This is a genomic window from Microvirga sp. HS2 (genome assembly GCF_055792805.1).
In genome coordinates, this window is record NZ_JBVVAJ010000007.1 from 24,488 (window position 1) to 44,967 (window position 20,480).

The 20,480-nt window shown below is 65.6% G+C and carries 21 protein-coding genes; 12 read left to right on the forward strand and 9 right to left on the reverse strand.

Annotation, left to right across the window (positions count from 1 at the left end; translation table 11 throughout):
• Positions 1-3: 3 nt before the first annotated feature.
• The 4 genes from ACS5Q0_RS08450 to dapF all read right to left on the reverse strand — a co-directional run bounded on the left by ACS5Q0_RS08450 (position 4) and on the right by dapF (position 3,269).
• Complete coding sequence (locus tag ACS5Q0_RS08450; protein ID WP_473126330.1) at positions 4-699, reverse strand: amino acid ABC transporter permease; 696 nt, start codon at positions 697-699, stop codon at positions 4-6.
• A gap of 159 nt (positions 700-858) precedes the next feature.
• Positions 859-1,647, reverse strand: a complete 789-nt coding sequence (locus ACS5Q0_RS08455) for an ABC transporter substrate-binding protein (RefSeq protein WP_473126177.1) — start codon at positions 1,645-1,647, stop codon at positions 859-861.
• A gap of 51 nt (positions 1,648-1,698) precedes the next feature.
• A complete protein-coding gene (locus ACS5Q0_RS08460) occupies positions 1,699-2,454 on the reverse strand; it encodes an amino acid ABC transporter ATP-binding protein (protein WP_473126331.1) in 756 nt (251 codons plus the stop codon).
• Positions 2,454-3,269 (reverse strand): diaminopimelate epimerase, encoded by an 816-nt coding sequence (dapF, locus tag ACS5Q0_RS08465; protein WP_473126332.1) that lies wholly within the window; start codon positions 3,267-3,269, stop codon positions 2,454-2,456. The genes ACS5Q0_RS08460 and dapF overlap by 1 nt, the downstream gene beginning before the upstream one ends.
• 266 nt (positions 3,270-3,535) lie before the next feature.
• On the opposite strand from dapF, the gene ACS5Q0_RS08470 reads away from it, so the two are divergent.
• Entirely contained in the window at positions 3,536-4,723 is a 1,188-nt protein-coding gene (locus ACS5Q0_RS08470; RefSeq protein WP_473126178.1) for an HPP family protein, read from the forward strand.
• Positions 4,724-4,914: 191 nt separating this feature from the next.
• Here the strand turns inward: ACS5Q0_RS08470 and ACS5Q0_RS08475 are convergent, their stop codons facing one another.
• The 5 genes from ACS5Q0_RS08475 to ACS5Q0_RS08495 form a co-directional block, all read right to left on the reverse strand.
• On the reverse strand, positions 4,915-5,937 hold the full coding sequence (locus ACS5Q0_RS08475; protein WP_473126179.1) for an ABC transporter substrate-binding protein: 1,023 nt from the start codon (positions 5,935-5,937) through the stop codon (positions 4,915-4,917).
• Between the two features lie 45 nt (positions 5,938-5,982).
• Positions 5,983-6,774 (reverse strand): ABC transporter permease, encoded by a 792-nt coding sequence (locus ACS5Q0_RS08480; RefSeq protein ID WP_473126180.1) that lies wholly within the window; start codon positions 6,772-6,774, stop codon positions 5,983-5,985.
• A complete protein-coding gene (locus ACS5Q0_RS08485) occupies positions 6,771-7,589 on the reverse strand; it encodes an ABC transporter ATP-binding protein (protein WP_473126181.1) in 819 nt (272 codons plus the stop codon). Before ACS5Q0_RS08485 ends, ACS5Q0_RS08480 begins: the two co-directional genes overlap by 4 nt.
• Before the next feature lie 182 nt (positions 7,590-7,771).
• On the reverse strand, positions 7,772-8,632 hold the full coding sequence (locus tag ACS5Q0_RS08490) for an alpha/beta fold hydrolase (protein ID WP_473126182.1): 861 nt from the start codon (positions 8,630-8,632) through the stop codon (positions 7,772-7,774).
• A 135-nt stretch (positions 8,633-8,767) separates the two neighbouring features.
• On the reverse strand, positions 8,768-9,364 hold the full coding sequence (locus tag ACS5Q0_RS08495; protein ID WP_473126183.1) for a helix-turn-helix domain-containing protein: 597 nt from the start codon (positions 9,362-9,364) through the stop codon (positions 8,768-8,770).
• Positions 9,365-9,532: 168 nt separating this feature from the next.
• Between ACS5Q0_RS08495 and ACS5Q0_RS08500 the strand changes: the two genes are divergently transcribed.
• The 11 genes from ACS5Q0_RS08500 (at position 9,533) to ACS5Q0_RS08550 (ending at position 20,469) form a co-directional block, all read left to right on the forward strand.
• The gene (locus ACS5Q0_RS08500) at positions 9,533-10,291 is read left to right on the forward strand and encodes an ABC transporter substrate-binding protein (protein ID WP_473126184.1); all 759 of its coding nucleotides are present in this window, start codon (positions 9,533-9,535) and stop codon (positions 10,289-10,291) included.
• A gap of 77 nt (positions 10,292-10,368) precedes the next feature.
• Complete coding sequence (locus tag ACS5Q0_RS08505; RefSeq protein WP_473126185.1) at positions 10,369-11,022, forward strand: amino acid ABC transporter permease; 654 nt, start codon at positions 10,369-10,371, stop codon at positions 11,020-11,022.
• Positions 11,019-11,750, forward strand: a complete 732-nt coding sequence (locus tag ACS5Q0_RS08510) for an amino acid ABC transporter ATP-binding protein (RefSeq protein WP_473126186.1) — start codon at positions 11,019-11,021, stop codon at positions 11,748-11,750. Before ACS5Q0_RS08505 ends, ACS5Q0_RS08510 begins: the two co-directional genes overlap by 4 nt.
• A gap of 65 nt (positions 11,751-11,815) precedes the next feature.
• Complete coding sequence (locus ACS5Q0_RS08515; RefSeq protein ID WP_473126187.1) at positions 11,816-13,102, forward strand: NAD(P)/FAD-dependent oxidoreductase; 1,287 nt, start codon at positions 11,816-11,818, stop codon at positions 13,100-13,102.
• Between the two features lie 160 nt (positions 13,103-13,262).
• On the forward strand, positions 13,263-13,997 hold the full coding sequence (locus ACS5Q0_RS08520) for a cupin domain-containing protein (RefSeq protein WP_473126188.1): 735 nt from the start codon (positions 13,263-13,265) through the stop codon (positions 13,995-13,997).
• A 74-nt stretch (positions 13,998-14,071) separates the two neighbouring features.
• A complete protein-coding gene (locus ACS5Q0_RS08525; RefSeq protein ID WP_473126189.1) occupies positions 14,072-15,361 on the forward strand; it encodes an NAD(P)/FAD-dependent oxidoreductase in 1,290 nt (429 codons plus the stop codon).
• Between the two features lie 498 nt (positions 15,362-15,859).
• Positions 15,860-17,065, forward strand: a complete 1,206-nt coding sequence (locus tag ACS5Q0_RS08530; RefSeq protein ID WP_473126190.1) for an ABC transporter substrate-binding protein — start codon at positions 15,860-15,862, stop codon at positions 17,063-17,065.
• 74 nt (positions 17,066-17,139) lie between these two features.
• Positions 17,140-17,994 (forward strand): branched-chain amino acid ABC transporter permease, encoded by an 855-nt coding sequence (locus ACS5Q0_RS08535; protein WP_473126191.1) that lies wholly within the window; start codon positions 17,140-17,142, stop codon positions 17,992-17,994.
• A gap of 8 nt (positions 17,995-18,002) precedes the next feature.
• Complete coding sequence (locus ACS5Q0_RS08540) at positions 18,003-18,992, forward strand: branched-chain amino acid ABC transporter permease (RefSeq protein ID WP_473126192.1); 990 nt, start codon at positions 18,003-18,005, stop codon at positions 18,990-18,992.
• Positions 18,989-19,762, forward strand: coding sequence for an ABC transporter ATP-binding protein (locus ACS5Q0_RS08545; protein WP_473126193.1), 774 nt, complete (start codon positions 18,989-18,991; stop codon positions 19,760-19,762). The genes ACS5Q0_RS08540 and ACS5Q0_RS08545 overlap by 4 nt, the downstream gene beginning before the upstream one ends.
• Positions 19,759-20,469, forward strand: a complete 711-nt coding sequence (locus tag ACS5Q0_RS08550) for an ABC transporter ATP-binding protein (protein ID WP_473126194.1) — start codon at positions 19,759-19,761, stop codon at positions 20,467-20,469. The genes ACS5Q0_RS08545 and ACS5Q0_RS08550 overlap by 4 nt, the downstream gene beginning before the upstream one ends.
• Positions 20,470-20,480: the final 11 nt, after the last annotated feature.

Sequence of the window (20,480 nt, forward strand, 5' to 3'; positions counted from 1 at the left end):
GGATCAGCCTTGCGCGTTCCAGGCGGGACCGGCTAGCCATTGCTTCACACCGCGGGACAGGAGGAGGATCAGGAGATAGATCAGCAGGTAGCCGAGAGCGATGGTGAGGAAGCTCTCGTTGGGCCGCACCCGCTCGCTGTTCAGGAGAATGCCGGCGCTCGTGAACTCGAAGACCGTGATGATGGACAACAGCGACGTGTCCTTGATGAGAACCGCCGTCTGGCCGATCAGCGGCGGAAGCGTGTTGGCGAAGGCCTGCGGAAGGACCACGTAGCGCATGCGCTGGCCGTAATTCATCCCGACCGCCTTGGCGCCCTCGATCTGGCCGCGGGGGACGGATTCGATGCCCGCGCGGATGATCTCGCCCATGTAGGGAGCGCTGTTCAGGGTCAGGGCGGCGATCCCGAAATACATGTCGTTCCAGCTCTTCGCGAAAGGCAGGAGAGCGGGAAGGCCGTAATAGACGAGATAGATCTGGACCAGGAGCGGCGTCGCCCGGATGAAGGCCACGTAGCCTTCGACCGGCTTGCGGAGACCCGTGCGGCTCGAGAGGAGCGAGAGGGCGACGAGCGTGCCGAGCAGGAGCGACAGGACGAGGCTCACCCCGGCAGCCGTCAGCGTGTTGCTCAGCCCTTCTGCGAAGCGGCCGAGATACTGCGCCACGATGCGGTAATTGTAGTAGTCGAGGAGCCAGGTCATCACTGTCCAGAGCTGTTTCCACGCGGGTGGAACCATCTCTCTTCTTTGCGTTGCCGCATCTTTCGGCGAACCGGGTCCACTTCGCCGAAAGATGCTTGGGAGAATTCTCGTGCGGGGAGTGCAGCCGGCCCGGAGGCCGGCTGTCCGGCGATGAGCCGCTTACTTGTGGTCTTTTTCCCAGTCGCTGGAATTCCACCAGTAGTTCACCTGGTTCTCGAGACGGCGGTCGGCCGTGATCAGCTCCACATAATTGTCGAGCCAGAGCTTCAGGTGGAAGGCGTTGGCCTGGGTGGCGAAGGCGAGAGGCTCGCGGGTGATGACGCCTTCGAGGATCTTCAGGTTGCCGAACTCGCGCACGAAGTTGGTGACGTTGCCGAGGTCCGACACCGCGCCGTCGAGACGGCCGCTGGAGAGAGCCTGGGCCACGGCGGCCGTGCCGCCGGCGAATTCCTTGAGGTTCGCCTTGGGCATGAACTTCTTCACGGCGTCGCCGTAGGAGCTGGCCTGGGTGGCGCCGATGTTGAGGCCGTCCTTGTTGATGTCCTGCCAGGTCTTGTACGGCGCGTCCTTGGCGACGACTGCGACGGTTTCCTGATAGAACATCGGGCGCGAGAACAGGAGCTGAGCGGCGCGCTGGGGCGTCGGGGTCATGTCGGCGGCGATCATGTCGACCTTGCCGGACAGGAGCGCCGGGATCAGGCCCTTCCAGTCGTAGTCCTGGAACGTGACCTTCACGCCGAGATCCGCCGCCATCATCTTGGCGAGCTCGACCGCGAGACCGGTGCGCTCGCCGTTCTTGTCGACGAAGCTGACCGGTGCGCCCTGCGTCTGAACGGCGACGCGAAGCTCGCCGCGCTTCAGGATATCGTCCATCTCGTCCGCTTGCGCGGCGCCGGCGAAGCCCAGGCAGGCCGTGACGGCCGCCATGATCAAGGTGCGTAGTTTCATCGTAGGGTCTCCCTCTGTCAGTTGTTCGGCGTGTCCCCCGGAGCCGTCGGCTCAGAGGATCTGATCTAGAAACGCCCGGGTTCTTTCGTGGGACGGCGACGCGAAGAAGGGGCCGGGCTCTCCTTCCTCGACAATCCGTCCCTCGTCCATGAAGACGATGCGATCCGCCACCTCGCGGGCGAAGCCCATCTCGTGGGTCACGACCGCCATCGTCATGCCGTCGTCCGCGAGCTTGCGCATGAGGTCCAGAATGCCGCCGACCATTTCCGGGTCGAGGGCCGAGGTCGCCTCGTCGAACAGCATGATCTTGGGATCCATGGCGAGCGCGCGCGCAATCGCGACGCGCTGCTGCTGACCGCCGGACAACTGGCTCGGATAGTGGTTAGCGCGGTCCGCGATGCCGACCTTCGCCAGCAGGTCGCGGGCGCGCGCGACCGCCTCCTCGCGGGAGCGCTTGCGAACGACAACCTGGGGCAGCACGACGTTGTCGAGCGCCGTCTTGTGCTGGAACAGGTTGAAGTGCTGGAACACCATGCCGATTTCGGCCCGCAGGTGGTTGAGATCGGTCTTCTTGTCGCTCAGCGAGACGCCGTCGATGACGATGCGGCCGCTGTCGAAGCTCTCCAGGGCGTTGAGCGTGCGCAGCAGCGTGCTCTTGCCGGAGCCCGACGGGCCGATGATGACGAGCACCTGTCCCGGATCGATGGACAGGGACACCTTGTCGAGGGCGCGATGCTCGCCGCGCCCGTGAGCCGAGCGGAATGTCTTCGAAACCTGGTCGACGACGACGATGGGGTTGGCGGACATCATGCTACCTTTAGGTCGATCGGAAGCCGGCCGGCGAATGCGACGGCCGCCGGTCCGGTAAGGGTCAGGCTCTCATCGTCATGGACGTCGATGCGCAATCGCCCTCCCGGCATGTCGACGGTGATCCGGTTCTCGCGCGTGAGCCCGCGGCGGCGCGCCGCGAGCACGGCGGCGCAGGCCCCGCTGCCGCAGGCGCGGGTCAGGATGCCCGGACGCTCCCACACCACCAGCCGGATCAGGTCCGGGGCGGCCATTTCCGCGACGCCCACATTGGCTCCCTCCGGGAGCATGGGGTCGTTCTGGATCGCCGGAGCCCAGCGCGGCACGTCGACTTCATCGCGGCTGTCGACGAAGCAGACGACATGCGGGTTGCCGACATTCACCGCCGTGGGATGCGCGAGCGGACCGGAGACGAGATCGAGCGCGAGGGTGTCGGCCACGGACGCGAGAGGGATGCTGCGCCAGTCCCATTTCGGGGCGGCCAGACGGAGGGAGACCTCACGCTCGCCCGCGCGCGCGGCCGCGACGAGGCCTCCCAGGGTTTCCAGGACAAGGGTGTCGCTGCCGCTCTCCTGCAGCAGGAGCCATGCGACGCAGCGCGTCGCGTTCAGGCATGTCTGAGATTCTGCGCCATCGACGTTGTAGATCCGCATGCGCGCATCGGCGCCCGTTGCCGTGGCCGGTTCGATCACCAACAGCTGATCTCCCCCGATCCCGACATGGCGGTCGCAGATCCAGCGGATCTCCTCCGGCAGGGGCCGGAACGGCTCGCTGCGACCATCGACGACGACGAAATCGTTGCCAAGACCGTGCATTTTCAAGAACGGGCGTCCACTGGGGAGGAAAGCGGTCAAGGCAATATACTACATAGCAGGGGAGGCGATAGCCGGCCCGTCTCCGACGGAACGCCGAACACTCGTTTCTGTCCCAGGGCAAGTCAAGCCGAGGCGTTCCGTTGTGGCTTAGACAATAGTTGGCATCGCCCATTTCCTGAACTAAGAACGCGTCCGCGCGAAGACGGAAGGCTCGGATAGGACGCCTGTTCTCTCCGCAGCCTTCGGACAATCACGTGCTTTCATCTGTGTCTCTTTTCAAACGCCTCATTCCCGATCTCACCCATGTCAGCCGCGCCGAGCAGGTCCGGGTCTGCGCCGGCGTCCTCATGGGCATCATCGCCCTCGGCCTCATCGGGCTGGGATCCCACGGCCTGGTGGACGGGCTGCCTCTTCTCACCGCTCCCCTGGGAGCCTCCGCGATCCTCCTGTTCGCGCTGCCGGGGAGCCCGCTGGCGCAGCCCTGGTCGATTCTCGGCGGCAACATGATCTCGGCCGCCATCGGCGTCACCTGCGCCCAATGGGTTCCGCAGGAGTTCCTCGGGGCCGCCATGGCCGGAACCCTGTCGGTGGCGGCGATGTTCGTCCTGCGCTGCCTTCATCCGCCGAGCGGCGCTCTGGCGCTCATGGCCGTTCTCGGCGGCCCGGCGGTCAAGGCGGCGGGGTTCGGCTTCGTGATCTGGCCGGTCGGGGCCGGTTCGCTGATGATGCTCGCGGTCGCGCTCGTCTTCAACAACCTGACCGGCAAACGCTATCCGCATCTCGCCAAGCCCGCTCCGGTGAGCCGGCATCAGACCTCCGATCCCGCGCCCATGGAGCGGGTGGGAGTCAGAACAAGCGACATCGATCGTGTTCTCAACCAGTACGACCAGGTCATCGACATGGATCGCGACAGCCTGGAGGACCTGTTCCGGCAGGTGGAGATGCAGGCCTACAACCGGCGTTTCGAAGGGATGACCTGCGCCGAGATCATGTCGCGGGACGTGGCGGCGGTCACGCCGGAGACGCGCCTGCGCGACGCATGGAAGCTTTTTCAGCAGCACCGCATCAAAGCCCTGCCCGTCGTCTCCGGCACGCGCAAGGTGATCGGGATCGTCACGCAGACGGACCTGATCCGGCACAGCGACTGGGATTCGCGCCCGGGATTGAGAATGAACGTGCCTCAGATCGCCCGGCGGGTCATCCGGCTCGACCGCAAGGTCGGGGAAATCATGACGTCGCCGGTTCAGGCGGCCCGGCAGGACACGGCCCTGGCGGAACTGGTTCCCCGCATGGCTGACGCGGGGCTGCATCAGGTTCCGGTCGTCGACGGGGAGGGCCTGCTGGTCGGCATCGTGACGCAATCCGACCTCGTCGCGGCCCTGTTCCGCGGGCGCGGGACGAGAGAGGCCGAGACCCGGCCGGCGGAGCGGATCCCCTTGTCGGTCGTGCGGTAGAGCCTAGAGCCGTTTCCCCTTGCGTGGAATCAGCTCTCTCCTTTGCCTTGCCGCATTTTTTGACGGCGAACCGGATCCACTTCGCCGAAAAATACTCTCGTCGCGCGGTTCGGCCTGCCCGATGCTCTCGTCCGAAGAGCGGCGCAGCGGGTGGGCCCCGAAAGTGCAGATCCGCTTTCGGGCCCGATGCTTCAGGTCGACGCCTTCTTGACGAACCGGTCATCGAAGGTGGCGGCGAGGTCGACCTTGGCGTCCTTCAGTTCCGGATCGAGGGTTTTGAGCATGTCCATGACGCTCGCCATGCCGTCGGGGGGAACAATGCCGGTCCGGGAATAGCTTTCCAGCGAGCTCTGCACCGCCTTGATGTAGAGCGGCTTGTCGCCGAGGTGATACTCGGGCGGAACCGTGTCGGCGACGTCCTCGGGCTTGGCCGTCTGGAGCCACTTGAGCGACTTCATGAAGGCGTTGACGAGGCGCTGCGTCGTCACCGGATTGGCGTCGATGAAGTCCTTCTTGGTGTAGAGCGTCGCGGCCGGGTTCGAGCCGCCGAACAGCGCCCGCGTGCCCGCCTCGGTCCGGGTGTCGATCAGGATCGCGATATCGCCTTCCGATTCCAGCTTCGAGATCACCGGATCGAGATGCGCGATCACGTCGATCTCGCCCTTCTGCATGGCAGCGACGGCGCTCGCGCCCGAACCGACGCCGATGAGGGCGGCGTCGGTCGGCTTCAGGCCGGCCTTCACCATGGCGTATTGCGTGGTCAGAGCCGTGGAGGAGCCCGGCGCCGTCACGCCGATCTTGAGGCCTTTGAAATCGGCCGCGGACTTGATCTGTCCCGCCTTGTCCTTCTTGACCGCGATCACGATGGCCGGGAAACGGCCGAGCTCGGTGATGGCGCGCACGTCCTGGCCCTTGGCCTGCATGCGGATGGTATGCTCGTAGGCGCCTGTCACCACGTCGACGGAGCCGCCGATGAGCGCCTGGAGCGACTTGGCGCCGCCGCCGAAATCGTTGATCTCGACGTCGAGCCCTTCCTCCTTGAAGAAGCCTCTCCGCTCGGCGATCGTCAGCGGCAGGTAATAGAGCAGGGGCTTGCCGCCCACGCCGAGAGTGACCTTGCTCTTCTCGGGCTTTTCCTGCGCGAAGGCGCTATGGCTGAGCCCTGCGGTCAGAGCGGCCGCGCCCGCTCCGATGAGAAATGTACGGCGTTCCATCCTGATCTCCCTGCTTGGATGCAGATTGTGGCAGCGAAGGATTCCCTATCCCTGCCCGTTTGTCGACGGTGCGGGGCGCCAGACGAGGAGCCGCCGTTCGATCATCGTCACGAAGGCGTCGATGAGGATGACGAAGATCGAAAGGATGACCATGCCGGCAAAGACGCCGGTCACGTCGAAGACGCTTTCCGCCTCGTGGATCTTGTAGCCGAGCCCCGCCGATGAGCCGAGATATTCGCCCACGACCGCGCCCACGAGCGCGAATCCCACCGAAGTGTGCAGGGACGAGAACATCCAGGTCAGGGCCGCCGGCCAATAGACGTGACGCAGGAGCTGGCGCTCGTTCAGGCCGAGCATGCGCGCATTGGCGAGCACCACCGGGCTCACCTCGCGCACGCCCTGGTACACGTTGAAGAACACGATGAAGAACACCAGCGTGAATCCGAGGGCCACCTTGGACCAGATGCCCAACCCGAACCACAGGGCGAAAATGGGCGCGAGCACCACGCGCGGCAGGGCGTTCGCGGCCTTGATGTAGGGATCGAACACGGCGGCCAGCAATTCGCGCCGGGCGAACAGGAAGCCGAACAGAATGCCGCCTCCGGCGCCGAACGCGAAGGCGAGAATCGTTTCGACCAGCGTGATCCAGAGATGCCCCCAGATCTCGGTGGAGGTGAATTCCTTCCAGACGCGCGCCAGCACATCGGCCGGCGTCGAGAAGAAGAACTGCGTCTGCTTCGTCGGCGCGAGAATGGGATAGGCCGTCAGGACGTGCCAGAGCAGCAGAAAGCCCAGACCGACCGCGACCTGGAGCAGGACCAGCTTCATCCGTTTCATGCGGTGGCTCCTTCTCCCTGCGCATAGGCCTTCTGCACCTCGGCGCGAAGGCTCGCCCAGATCTCCTTGTGAATGTGATGGAAAGCGGGTTCGAGCCGGATCTCCGCGATGTCGCGCGGACGCGGCAGCGTGACCGGGAAGTCCCCGATGATGCGGGCCGCCGGGCCCGCCGACATCACCACGACGCGATCGGCAAGCGCGATCGCCTCCTCCAGATCGTGCGTGACGAACAGCACCGCCTTGCGATTGGCCGCCCACAGGTCGAGGAGCAGATTGCCCATGATCTGCCGGGTCTGTGCGTCGAGCGGCCCGAAAGGCTCGTCCATCAGCAGGATCTCGGGATCGCGGATCAGCATCTGCGCCAGGGCGACTCTTTTTCTCTGCCCGCCGGACATCATGTGCGGATAGCGGTCCACGAAGGCCGCCAGGCCGACCCGGCGCAGCCACTCGCGCGCCTTCGCCTCGGCGTCGGCCCGCGATATTCCCTTCGGCTCCAGGGCGATGGCCACGTTCTGAAGCGCCGTCTTCCACGGCATCAGGGCATCCTGCTGGAAGAGGTAGCCTGCGCGGCCGTTCAGTCCCTGCAACGGCGCGCCGAAAATTTCCACGTCCCCGCCCGACGGCTTGAGCAGCCCCGCGGACGCGTTGAGCAGGGTGGACTTGCCGCATCCGGTCGGGCCGACGATCGCGATGAACTCGCCCGGCTGCGCCGCGAGATCGATTCCCTGCACGGCGGTGTAGCCTTCCACCTTCGATCCGAAGGTGATGGCCATGTTGCGGAGTGAGACGGCTGGAGCGATAGATGATGTCGGCATGAGGCTCGGCGTTTCCCGCGCCTGTCGGCGGCGCTTGAGGTCATCCTAGTGGTTTGGACCTCGATGGCAAGGGATGCAGCCCGTGAGACTTTGGTCTGCTCGCCGGGCACGACAGACCTTCGGCGGGGATCATCATCGTCAAAGCCGATCCTGCACCGCGCGAACCGACGATGTCGCGCGGATCATCGACGCAGCGGCTCGACCGACGTGAGAAACCGATGGATCACGTCGATCAGAAGCGTCTCCTGCTCGCGGTGAGGCACGTGTCCGGTCTCCGGAAGGATGTGCGCGGTGCCGCGTCCCGCGGCGATGCGTCGGGGCTGCTCGACGGATCCGTACTCGTCGCGCTCGCCATGAATCGCGAGCACAGGGCAGCGCACAGCCGCCAGGGCCTCGTCCAGGGTCCAGTCCGCGAATTCGGGCGAAAGCCATGTCTCGATCCAGGAATCGAGCGCCCAGCGGGCCTTGTCGCCGTGATACTTCGCGACTCTCGCGAGATTGGCGGGGTCCTGGAAATCGCGTTGCGCGATGCGGATTCCCTCGAGCGTTCTGTCCTCGACGAAGGCCTGCGCCGCAATCGTCACGAGCGCCCGGCAACGGTCCGGGAAGCGGGCGGCCGTCTCGACGGCCATGCCGCCGCCGACGCTGTGGCCGCAGGCGATGAAGTCCTCCACGCCGAGCCGCTCGCACAGGTGCGGAACGATGCGCTGCGCTTCGGTGCGGATGAAATCGGAGCGCAACCGTCCCGGATAGGGATCCGAGCGGCCGAAGCCGAGGCGGTCATAGGCGATGACGCGCCGTCCCGTGGCCTTGGCGAGCGCTTTCGGAAAGCTGCGCCACAGGTCCACGCAGCCCAGCGAATCGTGGAACAGCAGGATCGGCGCGATATCCTCGGCGTCGGGCGTATCGGGAACCCAGGTCTTGGCGAAGAGGCGGCCCTCCTCGGTCGGAATCCGGCATTCTGTCTCTTTGATGGTCACGGGCGGCATGGGGAGCATGGAGATGTTCGGCATGATGTGGTTCGGGAAGGGCTTATCAGCCAATCCCGTTTCGCAGAACCCCCGAGGCGATGGCCGCTTCGCTCATCGCCTCCGAGGGACGGTACAGGATCCGCTCCGAGCTGGTCACGCGTCTCATGTTCGCCGACCTGCTCCCGCCCGCGATCCCGGTGCGGGGCCTCAGACGCAGTTCACCCACAGGACGACCGCTTTCGCGGTGGCGGACGGGTTGCCGAAACGGTGCGGCCTGCGGCTCGCGAAGCGAAAGCTGTCGCCCTTCCGGAGTGACATCGTCGCGGCGTCGACGGTGAGGACCATTTCGCCCTCGAGAACGAGTCCGGCCTCTTCGCCGTCATGGGTGTAAAGCTCGTCGCCGGTGCTGGCGCCCGGCTCCAGGAAGGTCAGGAACAGGTTGAGGCGGCCGTCCGAGCCCGGAGGGCTCAGGAGCTGCTTCGAGACGCCCGACCGCCACAGGTTGAGCTCGGCGCGCTCGTGCTCCCGTCTCACGATCTCGACGGGGCTGCTCTCCTGGGGAGCGGCATCGAACAGGGCTGCGATGCTCACCTCGAACACGTCGGCCAGGGTGGCGAGCACGCGCAGGGACGGGGACGACAATCCGCGTTCGATCTGGCTGATGAAGCCCACCGAAAGGTTCGCGCGCGCTGCGACGGTCTCGAGCGACAGGCCGCGCATGCGGCGCAGGTCGCGAAGGCGGCGCCCGACCGCCTGATCGACGGGGCTCTCGGACGGTGGAGTGCTGGTGCTGTGGCTGCTCACGCGGAAATTGCCTTGATCTCTGCCCTCTTTTTCACCTAAGTGAAAATTGCTTGCATTACCTTACGAAATATGCACTGATTTTTTCACATATGTGAAAATATGTCAAACGCGATCAACATGACGGGGGTAAGGGCCCCCTTCGCGTCGCGACAATTGAGGGAGACCATCATGCTTAAATCCGTCTTGCAAGTGACCTGTCTGTCGCTTGCCTTGGGTGCGGGAGCGCCCGCTCTGGCCCAGCAGGTCGTCAAGGTCGGCTCGACGCCGACAAGCGTTCCTTTCACCTTCCTCGACACCAAGACGAACAGCATTCAGGGCGTGATGGTCGACATCATCACGGAAGTCGGCAAGGACGCCGGCTTCCAGGTTCAGATCGAGCCGATGCAGTTCTCCGCCCTGATCGCCGCCCTGACCTCCAAGAAGATCGACGTGATCTCGGCGGCGATGTTCATCACCCCGGCGCGCAAGGAAGTCATCAGCTTCTCCGAGCCGGTCTACACCTACGGCGAGGGGCTGCTCGTTCCGAAGTCCGACACGAAGGACTATGCCGGCTTTGACGATCTGAAGGGCGAAGCCGTCGGAGCCCAGGTCGGCACCGCCTTCGTCGAGCCGCTGAAGAAAACCGGCCTGTTCTCCGAGGTGAAGATCTACGACACCATCCCCGACATCATGCGGGACGTGAACGCGGGCCGCCTCAAGGCCGGGTTCGCCGATTACCCGGTCGTCGCCTACAGCCTCAAGCAGGGCCAGTTCCCGCAGGCGCGCCTCGTCGAGAGCTACAAGCCCACCATGCTCGGCTCCGTCGGCATCGGCACCCGCAAGGAGGATCAGGAACTCCTCGCGAAGATCAACGCGTCGCTCGCCAAGCTGAAGGCGAACGGCACGATCGACAAGGTCCTCGAAAAGTGGGGCCTCAAGGCTTCCTGATTTCGACAGCCTCCGGCGGCGCTTGATCCGCGCCGCCGCTTCCCACCTTTTCCCGACCCTCCCGGATACCCGCGCTCATGCAAGCCTTTCTGCGCGATGCCACAGAATTCCTCCCCATTCTTTTCGAAGGCGTGAGGCTGACGATTCTCGTCACCATCGGCTCGCTCATCCTCTCCACTCTTCTGGGCCTCGTCTGGGCCGTGATGCGCGTTTCGAGCATCAAGCTCATTTCTCGGATCAGCGCGGGCATCATCAACGTGATCCGCGGCATCCCGATCATCGTCCAGCTGTTCTACATCTACTTCGTGATGCCGGATCTGGGCGTGTCGCTGACCGCCCTGCAGGCCGCGATCATCGGCCTGGGCATCGCCTATTCGGCCTATCAGGCGGAGAACTTCCGCGCCGGCATCGAGGCGATCGACAAGGGACAGATCGAGGCCGCCCAGTCCATCGGCATGGGCTGGTGGATGACCATGCGCCGGGTCGTCCTGCCGCAGGCAGTGCGGCTCGTCCTGCCGCCCTATGGCAACACCATGATCATGATGCTGAAGGATTCGTCCCAGGCGTCCACCATCACGGTCGCCGAGCTCGCGCTGCAGGGCAAGCTGATCGCCTCGTCCACCTTCAAGAACACGAGCGTCTTCACCCTCGTGGCGATCCTTTATCTCGTCATGAGCATTCCGCTCATCCTCTTCGTCCGTCACTTCGAGAAAAAAGCAGGCCGCCCATGATCGAGCTGAAGGACATCCGCAAAAGCTACGGCAGCTTCGAGGTGCTGAAAGGCATTTCGGCCTCCGTCGAGAAAGGCGAGGTCGTCTGCATCATCGGTCCGTCCGGGTCCGGCAAGTCGACGATCCTGCGCTGCATCAACGGGCTCGAGAGCTACAACAGCGGCGAGATCACCATCGAAGGTCAGCGGGTCGATCGCGACGCGCCGTCCATCGTGTCCATCCGGACGCAGGTGTCGATGGTCTTCCAGCGCTTCAATCTCTTTCCTCACCGCACCGTGCTCGAAAACGTCATCGAGGGTCCGGTGTTCGTGAAGAAGGAGCCGCGCAAGGAGGCCATCGAGCGCGCCCGCATGCTGCTCGCCCAGGTCGGGCTGGCGGAAAAGGCCGAGGCCTATCCGCCGCAGCTCTCCGGCGGACAGCAGCAGCGCGTCGCCATCGCCCGGGCGCTCGCCATGCAGCCCAAGGCCATTCTCTTCGACGAGCCGACCTCCGCCCTCGATCCCGAACTGGTCGGCGAGGTTCTCGGCGTCATGCGCAAGCTCGCGGACGACGGCATGACGATGGTGGTCGTCACCCACGAGATGGGCTTCGCGAAGGAGGTCGCCGACCGGGTGCTGTTCATCGACGGCGGCGTCATCGTCGAGCAGGGCCCCGCGAAGGAAGTCCTCAATCATCCTCAGCACGCGCGCACGCAGGATTTCCTGAGACGCGTCCTGCATCCCCTTTAGAGCAGGTTCCACTTCAGTGAAACCGGCCCTTCCGCCGACAATGCTCCAGACCTGCGAGAAGCCTCATGGCCAGCCCCTTCCCCCTTGAGCCCTCCCTTTGGGCGGCGACCGCCGCCGCAACGCCGCCAACCGTACCGTTGGAGACGTCCGTCTCGACCGAGATCGTCGTCATCGGCGGCGGCTATGCGGGCCTGTCGACGGCGCTGCATCTGGCCGAGCGCGGCTTCAAGCCCATCGTGCTCGAAGCCGAGGAGATCGGTTTCGGCGGCTCGGGCCGCAACGGCGGTCAGGTCATCCCGGGCCTGAAATACGACCCCGACGAACTCATCGCCAAGTTCGGCCGCGAGCAGGGCGAGAAGCTGATCGCCTTCGCCGGCGGCACGGCCGATGCGGTTTTCGGCCTGATCGACAAATACGCCATGGATGTGCCGCATGTGCGCAACGGCTGGATCCAGGGTGCGCACACGCCCGAGGGCCTGGAGCAGGTTCGCCGCCGCGCGGAGCAGTGGGGCAGGCGCGGCGCGCCGGTTCGCATTCTCGATCGGTCCGAGGCCGGACGCCTCCTCGGCTCCGAGCGTTATGTGGGCGGCTGGATCGACGGACGGGGCGGCGGGATTCAGCCCCTGAGCTATGCCCGCGGTCTCGCGCGGGCCGCGCAGAAGGCCGGGGCGACCATCCACACGCGCACTCGCGCGACAGGTCTCGCTCAGGAGAAAGGGCGCTGGATTGTCAAGACCGCGTCCGGAGCGACGGTCACCGCGGATCGCGTGGTTCTCTGCACCAATGGATACACCAAGGGGCTCTGGCCGCGGCTGCACGAAACCATCATTCCGGCGAACTCCTTCCAGGTTGCGACCAGGCCGCTGTCGGACAACCTGCGGCGCACGATTCTGCCCGAGGGACATGTCAGCTCCGACACCCGCAAGTTGCTGCTCTACTTCCGGCTCGATCACACGGGGCGCCTACTCATGGGCGGCCGCGGGCCGTTCCGCGAGCCGAAGGGGCCGGAGGATTGGGCGCATCTCGAGCGGATCGTCGGCAAGATGTTCCCGCAGCTCAAGGACGTGCCGATCGAGTATCGCTGGTGCGGCCGCGTGGCGATCACGCGGGATTTCATGCCCCACTTGCACGAACCCGCGCCGGGCCTCCTGATCGACATCGGCTGCCAGGGGCGCGGCGTCGGCATGCAGACCGCGATGGGGCGGGCCATGGCGGAATACATCGCCACCGGCGACGAAGGCGTGCTTCCGGTTCCGCTCACGCCGATCAAGCCCCTGCCGCTCCATGCGCTTCACAAGCTCTACGTCTCGGCGGTCATTGCCTGGTACCGCCTCAACGACGGCGGGCTCTAGAACATCGGACCCGAAAGTGGATTGGCACTTTTGGGGCCCATCCGATGCCCTCTCTCGAAAGGGGCGCATCGTTGGTGCGGGCCGCCGGGTCCGCACGATGCGCTAGGGATCGCAGTCGCGCTTCATTCACAAGATCGCTCAATCGAGGCTCAGCATCGCGATGGAACACGACCTGACACCGTCATGCCTGCATCTGCGCGCCGGTATCCCGGCGGACAGCACGACGTCGCCCCTGCCCATTCCGGCGCTCGCCGGCGACCCGCTCGCCGATGAGCGCAGCTATTACCTGTCGGACGAAACTCTCGGCTACCGCGCAGGCGTCAGCCGGTCGGGCCCGCGCGATGCGGACGTGACGCTCGCGCATACGGAATTCACCGTCGTCACCGATGGGGAAATGTCGCTGCTGCAAAGCGACGGAACGACCGTGACCCTGAAGGCGGGAGACTGCGCGGTCCTTCCCGCGGGACTCTCTGCGCGCTGGACGCAGGCGGGACCCGTCAGCCGCACCTTCATGGTTTTTCCCGGCCTGCGGAACGGATCGTCATCCACGATCGTCAAGATCGACCCGCAATCGGATCTTCAGGCCTCGAAGGGGCCCGCGCGCGATCTTCTTCTCACGAGCCCGCCGCCCGTCGCGCAGAGCCGGGTCTGGTACGAGGACGCGTCGGGCGATCTCCAGATCGGCGTGTGGGAATGCACGCCCTACTCCCGCAAGGCCCTGACGCCCGCCTATTGCGAACTGATGCACATCCTGTCGGGGACCGTCACGTTCACGCAAAGCGCGGGCCGTTCGTGCACGGTCAGCGCGGGCGAGACCGTTATCGTGCCGGCGGGCGCCACGAACGAATGGTCGAGCGACGCGACGATCCGCAAGGTCTTCTGCATCGTCGGCTGACATCCCCCTTGCGGCGGGGTGGCGTTCGGATCTCAATGGAACAGCAATCGAAGACATCGAACCGGGATGATGCCATGATGGGACACAGCCAACCGCTCTGGTGGGAAACCGCGCCGCTCGCCACCGTCGAGCAGCGAGCCGTTGCGCCCGCGAGCGACGTGGTGATCGTCGGCGCCGGCTATACGGGGCTCAGCGCCGCGATCACCCTCGCGCGGGCCGGGCGCTCGGTGCAGGTCTTCGACAAGCTGCGGCCGGGCGAGGGCGCTTCGACGCGCAACGGCGGAATCACGAGCGGGAATCTCCGTCTCGGCCATGCGCAGTTGACCCGGCGCTTCGGCGAGGCGAGGGCCACGGCGATCGAGGCCGAGGCGAAGGTCGCGCGCGAGGATCTCTACCGCTTCATCGCCGAAGAGAACATCGATTGCGATCTGCAACTGGTCGGGCGGTTCACAGGAGCGGCGTCTCCCCGCGACTACGACGGGCTCGCCCGGGGCGCCGAGCACCTTCGGCGCACGCTCGGAATCGACGCCTATGCGGTGCCGAGAAGCGAGCAGCGCACATTCCTCGGCACGGATCTGTATCATGGCGGATATGTCCGGATGGACATGGGCGGCCTGCATCCGGCGAAGCTCCATGCCGGGATGCTGCGGCTCGCCCAGCAGGCGGGCGCCGTGATCCATGGCGAGACGCCCGTTCTCGGCATCGACGCGCAGGGCGACGGCTACGAGGTCGCGACCGCGCGGGGCAAGGTCCGCGCGCGCGACGTGATCACGGGAACGAACGGCTATACGGACGAGTCCGACCGCTGGCTCCGGCGCCGGCTGGTTCCCGTCCGCAGCCGGATCATCGCGACCGCTCCGCTTTCGGCGGACCTGATGGCCGAGCTGATGCCGCGGCGCATGATGTGCAGCGACACGCGCCAGCTCAGCTATTACTACCGTCCGTCGCCCGACGGCCGGCGGATCCTGTTCGGCGGGCGGGACGGCACCATCGCCGGGGAGCCGGACTGGCCGACCGAGGCGCTCCGCCGCACGCTCGTCGACCTGTTCCCCGAACTCGCGGGGACCGAGATCACGCATAGCTGGTACGGCCATGTGGCCATGAATCGCGACATGGTGCCCCGGATCTTCTCCCGGCGCGGCATCCGCTATGCGGCGGGTTATTGCGGCTCTGGCGTCGTGTGGGCGCGATGGGCCGGGCAGAAGGCCGCCATGCAGGTGCTCGGGCTCGACGAGGGCGGCTCCGCGCTCGATTTCAGGCCGCCCGCCGCCGTTCCGTTCTTCAACGGCAAGGCCTGGTTCATGCCCGCCGTCTTCGCATGGCTCACCCTGCAGGATCGACTCGCGGCGCGCACGCGACGCTGAATCTGAGAATGAAAATTCCGCATGGGATTCCTGTCACTGCATGGGTTGACGATTGCGTGACATGTGCGTGGCGCAGCCCTTTCATGAGGCCGCCCGCATTGCAAACGGATCGCGCGCGGCCCATATCAACAGCGGCTGATTTCAACGCGGCGGCGCTTTCTTCTTCCTCCCGGCGTCGCCGTATCGGCCGTTCCCTCTGGAAGGTTTTGACTGAATTGTCGGACCTCAACTTCGCCGGGCCTTTTTGGCCCGGCTTTTTTATGGCCTGATCCCATGCGCGCCGACGCGCTCCGGCATCGCGGCCGCTGCTTCGTCGCGCATTCCGCCAAGAGAGCGGGCGGCGAACGAGGCTGCTCCCGGCATCGATGGTCACGCCGAGCCCGTCCACCTTCCGCCGCCAAACGAGCCCGCCGATCCGACCGATGGCCCCCTTGACACCCCGCATTCTATGATAACTATACGTATAAATAGAACAAATAAGCCAATCCAGAGGTATCCATGTTCAACCGTCGTGATCTGCTGAAACTGTCCTCCGTGGCCGCGGGCTCGCTGCTCCTGCCCGCAGGGCTCCGCCCGGCTTTCGCCGCCGGTGGGGACGTCACCATCGGGGCGCCGCTGCCCATGTCCGGCCCCTTCGCGGCCAACGGCAAGTTCGGCTCCATGGGCACCGCGATGATCGTCGAGGAGGTGGGCAAGGTCCTCGACCGCAAGCTCGGCTATCTCGAGATCGACACGGAAGGAAAGCCCGCGACGGCGGTGCGCAAGGTGCAGGAGGCGATGGAGCGCGGCGTGACGCTGTTCGCCGGCGGCATCCTGTCCTCCGAGGCCCTCGCCATGGGCAAGGAGGTCGAGAAGGGCAAAGGCGTCTTCATCACCACCGCGGGCGCGGACGAGATCACCGGTTCCGAGTGCAACAAGAGCACGTTCCGGTGGAGCGTGCCGACCTTCGGCGCCATCGAGCAGACCGTGCGCCCGCTCATCGAGCAGCTTCCCAATGCGAAGCGCTGGTACACGATCACGCCGCAATACGTCTTCGGCGACGGCCTGCTCAACGCCGCGAAAGCGATCTTCAAGGAGAAGGGGATCGAGCATGTGGGCAACAGCTATCACTCCCTCACCGAGAAGGAGTTCAGCGGCTACCTGACCAACGCCATGGCGGCCAAGCCCGACGCGCTCCTCATCCTCAATTTCGGCTCGCAATCCTCCGACACGCTTCGCCAGGCCGTCAGCTTCGGCATGAAGAAGCGCATGACGATCCTGCTCGCCTGGGCCTCGGGCCTGGAGCAGTTCGAGACCCTCGGGCCCGACCTGATGGAAGGCGTCTATTTCGGGGCGCAGTACTGGCACGGCATCGACTCGCCGTTCAACCGCGAGCTCGTCGCCAAGGTGCAGGCCAAGCACAAGATGAACCCGAACTACGCCTTCGCCAGCGCCTATCTGACGACGAAGATCCTCATCGACGCGGCCGCGAAGGCGGGCAGCACCGAAGGCCCGGCCGTCATCCAGGCCATGGAGGGCATGAAATATGCCGGCCTCACGGGCGACGAGGAGATCCGCGCCGCGGACCATCAGGTGATCAAGAACTATTACCTGCTCAAGGGCAAGGCCAAGAGCGCCATGAAGGACAAGGACGATTACGCCGACATCATCAGCTTCGGCAAGTCGTTCCAGTCTCCCGAGCAGGCTCAGTGCAAGATGGCCTGACCATCGGCGGGGACGGCACGCGGCCGTCCCCTTTCTCTTGCGAATATTGATCGGCTCCAACGTCAGGTGCCCGCGTGATTTATCTGTTTCAGCTGGTGAACGGCATCGGCCTGGGAATGCTCTACTTCCTGCTCGCGGTGGGATTGAGCATCATCTTCGGGCTGCTTCATTTCGTGAATTTCGCCCACGGCGCATTTTATCTTCTGGGCGCCTACCTCGTGTACGACATGACCGAGCGCGGCTTGAATTTCTGGGCGGCGCTTCTCGTGGCGCCGATCATCGTCGGGGGGCTCGCCGCCCTGACGGAGGCGGTCCTTCTGCGGCGCATCTATCATCTGCCGCATACGTTCCACATTCTCGTGACCGTCGGGCTCGCCCTGATGGTGCAGGAACTCGTCATCATCCTGTGGGGCCCTGTGGGCGGCAACGTCCCGACTCCGGACGCGCTCAGCGGCGTGCTCATCCTGGGTGATTTCATCTATCCGCAATACCGCCTCTTCGTCATCGGCCTGACCCTCGTCCTCGCCGTCGGCCTGTGGTGGCTCCTGGAGGGCACGCGGCTCGGCGCGGTGGTGCGCGCGGGCTCGGAATCGACCGACATGGTCTCGCTCCTCGGCATCGACATCCTGCGGGTGAACACCGCCGTCTTCGCCCTCGGCGCGGGCCTCGCGGGCCTCGCCGGAGCGCTCGCGGCGCCGATCCGCGGCGTCGAGCCCTTCATGGGCGTCGAGGCCCTCGGCATCGCCTTCGTTGTCGTCGTCATCGGCGGCATGGGCAGCTACACGGGCGCGCTCATCGCAGGTCTTCTGGTGGGGATCGTGCAGAGCGTCATGACGACGCTCTGGCCCGAGGGCGCCCGCCTGATGATCTATCTCGGCATGGGTCTCGTCATTCTGACGATGCCCCGCGGCCTGCTCGGCCGGGCATGAGAGTCGCCATGATGAACCGCGCCTCTCTGCATTTCGTTCTCGCGGCGCTCGTCGCCATCGCGCTTCCGCTCTTCATGCGCTCCGGCACGCTTGCGTCCGAGGTGCTGATCTTCGCCATGGCGGCGGCGGCCTGCAATCTCCTCCTCGGCTATACGGGCCTTCTGTCCTTCGGCCAGGGAATCTTCTTCGGCCTCGGGAGCTATGCGGCGGGTCTCACCTTGCTGCATACCTCGCTCCCGCTCGGCCTCGCGCTCGTGTTCTCCGCGCTCGCGGGAGCCGTCGTCGCCACGGGAGTGGGCTGGCTCTCGATCCGCCGGCAGGGCGTCTACTTCGTCATGCTGACGCTCGCCTTCTCGCAGTTCTTCTACTTCCTCGCCTACACGTTCAAGGACGTCACGGGCGGCGACAATGGCCTGCTCAACATTCCCCGGCCCGCCATCGGACCGTTCTCCCTGAGCGATTCCTGGTCCTACTACGCCTTCGTCGCCGTGCTCTTCCTCCTCGTCTTCGCGGCCCTGCAGCGGGTGGCGGGATCCACCTTCGGACGCACCCTGCTCGCAGTGCGCGACAACGAGGAACGCGCGCGCGCCATCGGCTTTCCCGTCCGGAATTTCAAGATCACGGCCTTTGCCATTTCCGGCGCGGTGACGGGGCTCGCAGGCGCGCTCCATGCGCTCCTCATCGGCGTCGCGCCGTTGTCGAACATCGAATACCACATGAGCGAGAGCATCCTGATCATGACGATCATCGGCGGCAGCGGAAACCTGTTTGCCTCCGTGCTCGGAGCCGGGTTCTACGTGATCGTGTCGGACCTGCTCTCGTCGATCTGGCCGCGCTGGCTTCTCCTGCTCGGCGGGCTTCTCATCGTGGTGGCGCTCTTCATGCAGAAGGGCCTGTGGGGGCTCATCGAACGGCTCGTCGAGGCCCTGCGCACGGGCCGCAAGTCTTCCATGCCGGAAACGACGATCCAGCCGGAATCCGAGGGGAGGGGCATATGAGCACCCAGGCTCCGATTCTCGCGGCCGAGAAGCTCGGCGTCCGCTACGGCAGCTTCGTCGCGCTCTCGGACGTCACGCTGACCATCCGGCCCAACACGATCCATTCCGTCATCGGCCCGAACGGCGCCGGAAAAACCACCCTGTTCCACGCCCTCACCGGCCGCGTGCGGGCATCGAGCGGGCGGATCTCCCTCGACGGGCGGGACATCACGCATGTCTCCGACGACAAAAGGGTGCCGCTCGGCATCGCGCGCTCCTTCCAGGTGACGAGCCTCTTCCAGAACCTGAGCGTGCGCGAGAATCTGCGCCTCGCGGCGCAGGGGCGCACGCCGCTGCAGGCGCTCGCGCCGTGGCGCGGAGTCGATCCGCGCGGCCAGGCGCTCGCCATCGCCGACGAAGTCATGGAGCGCATGGAACTCACCCATGTGTCGGACAGGGCGGCGGGCGAACTCTCGCACGGGCAGCAGCGGCGGCTCGAAGTCGGCATGGCGGTCGCCGCGAAGCCGCGGCTGATCCTGCTCGACGAGCCGACATCGGGAATGGGAATCGACGACGTCGAGGCGATGAAGGCCCTGATCCGCGATCTCGGCCGCGACCACACGGTGCTCTTCATCGAGCACAACATGGGCATCGTCATGAACATCAGCGACACCGTGACGGTCATGCGCGCGGGCCGCGTGCTGGTGGAGGGGCCGCCGGTCCTGGTGCGCGACGATCCGGAAGTGCGGCGCGCCTATCTCGGCAACATGATCACGGGTGATCTCGCATGACCTCGGCATTGCTCGAAATCGAAAACGTGCACGGCTATTACGGCAAGAGCCATATCCTGCAGGGCGTCACGCTCGAAGTGCGGGCGGGCGAAGTCGTGACGCTGCTCGGCCGGAACGGCGCCGGAAAAACCTCGACCCTCAAGAGCATCAGCGGCCTGCTGTCGCCGAGCGCCGGGCGCGTGCGCTTCGCGGGAACGGACGTCACGGGATGGCGTCCTCACAGGGTCGCCCAGCGCGGCCTCGCCCTCGTGCCCGAAAACCGCGGCATCTTCGGCTTGCTCAGCGTCGAGGAGAATCTGCGCATCGCGGAGCGCAAGGGTTCGCCCTGGTCGCTGAAGGACGTCTACAGGATCTTTCCGCGCCTCGAAGAGCGCCGCCGCAACGGCGGCGGCCAGCTCTCGGGCGGCGAGCAGCAGATGCTCGCCATCGCCCGCGCGCTTCTCAACGCGCCGAAGCTCCTGATGCTGGACGAGCCGGTCGAAGGCCTGGCTCCCGTGATCGTCGACGAGATCGTCGAGCAGATCAAGAAGATCCGCGCGACGGGAGTGCCGATCCTGCTCGTCGAGCAGAACCTCGCCGTCTGCACCGAACTCGCCGACCGCCACTACATCCTGGAGCTCGGCCGCGTCGTCTATCACGGCACGCATGACGAGTTCGCCGCCGACGAGGCGACGAAGGACCGCTATCTGGGCGTGAAGGCCCATTGACCCCGCGTTTT

Bases quoted from the DNA above. Each gene is read 5' to 3' on its own strand.
- ACS5Q0_RS08450 (WP_473126330.1), bottom strand. From the start codon at position 699: ATGACCTGGCTCCTCGACTACTACAATTACCGCATCGTGGCGCAGTAT.
- ACS5Q0_RS08455 (WP_473126177.1), bottom strand. From the start codon at position 1,647: ATGAAACTACGCACCTTGATCATGGCGGCCGTCACGGCCTGCCTGGGC.
- ACS5Q0_RS08460 (WP_473126331.1), bottom strand. From the start codon at position 2,454: ATGTCCGCCAACCCCATCGTCGTCGTCGACCAGGTTTCGAAGACATTC.
- dapF (WP_473126332.1), bottom strand. From the start codon at position 3,269: ATGCACGGTCTTGGCAACGATTTCGTCGTCGTCGATGGTCGCAGCGAG.
- ACS5Q0_RS08475 (WP_473126179.1), bottom strand. From the start codon at position 5,937: ATGGAACGCCGTACATTTCTCATCGGAGCGGGCGCGGCCGCTCTGACC.
- ACS5Q0_RS08480 (WP_473126180.1), bottom strand. From the start codon at position 6,774: ATGAAACGGATGAAGCTGGTCCTGCTCCAGGTCGCGGTCGGTCTGGGC.
- ACS5Q0_RS08485 (WP_473126181.1), bottom strand. From the start codon at position 7,589: ATGCCGACATCATCTATCGCTCCAGCCGTCTCACTCCGCAACATGGCC.
- ACS5Q0_RS08500 (WP_473126184.1), top strand. From the start codon at position 9,533: ATGCTTAAATCCGTCTTGCAAGTGACCTGTCTGTCGCTTGCCTTGGGT.
- ACS5Q0_RS08505 (WP_473126185.1), top strand. From the start codon at position 10,369: ATGCAAGCCTTTCTGCGCGATGCCACAGAATTCCTCCCCATTCTTTTC.
- ACS5Q0_RS08510 (WP_473126186.1), top strand. From the start codon at position 11,019: ATGATCGAGCTGAAGGACATCCGCAAAAGCTACGGCAGCTTCGAGGTG.
- ACS5Q0_RS08515 (WP_473126187.1), top strand. From the start codon at position 11,816: ATGGCCAGCCCCTTCCCCCTTGAGCCCTCCCTTTGGGCGGCGACCGCC.
- ACS5Q0_RS08520 (WP_473126188.1), top strand. From the start codon at position 13,263: ATGGAACACGACCTGACACCGTCATGCCTGCATCTGCGCGCCGGTATC.
- ACS5Q0_RS08525 (WP_473126189.1), top strand. From the start codon at position 14,072: ATGATGGGACACAGCCAACCGCTCTGGTGGGAAACCGCGCCGCTCGCC.
- ACS5Q0_RS08530 (WP_473126190.1), top strand. From the start codon at position 15,860: ATGTTCAACCGTCGTGATCTGCTGAAACTGTCCTCCGTGGCCGCGGGC.
- ACS5Q0_RS08540 (WP_473126192.1), top strand. From the start codon at position 18,003: ATGATGAACCGCGCCTCTCTGCATTTCGTTCTCGCGGCGCTCGTCGCC.
- ACS5Q0_RS08545 (WP_473126193.1), top strand. From the start codon at position 18,989: ATGAGCACCCAGGCTCCGATTCTCGCGGCCGAGAAGCTCGGCGTCCGC.
- ACS5Q0_RS08550 (WP_473126194.1), top strand. From the start codon at position 19,759: ATGACCTCGGCATTGCTCGAAATCGAAAACGTGCACGGCTATTACGGC.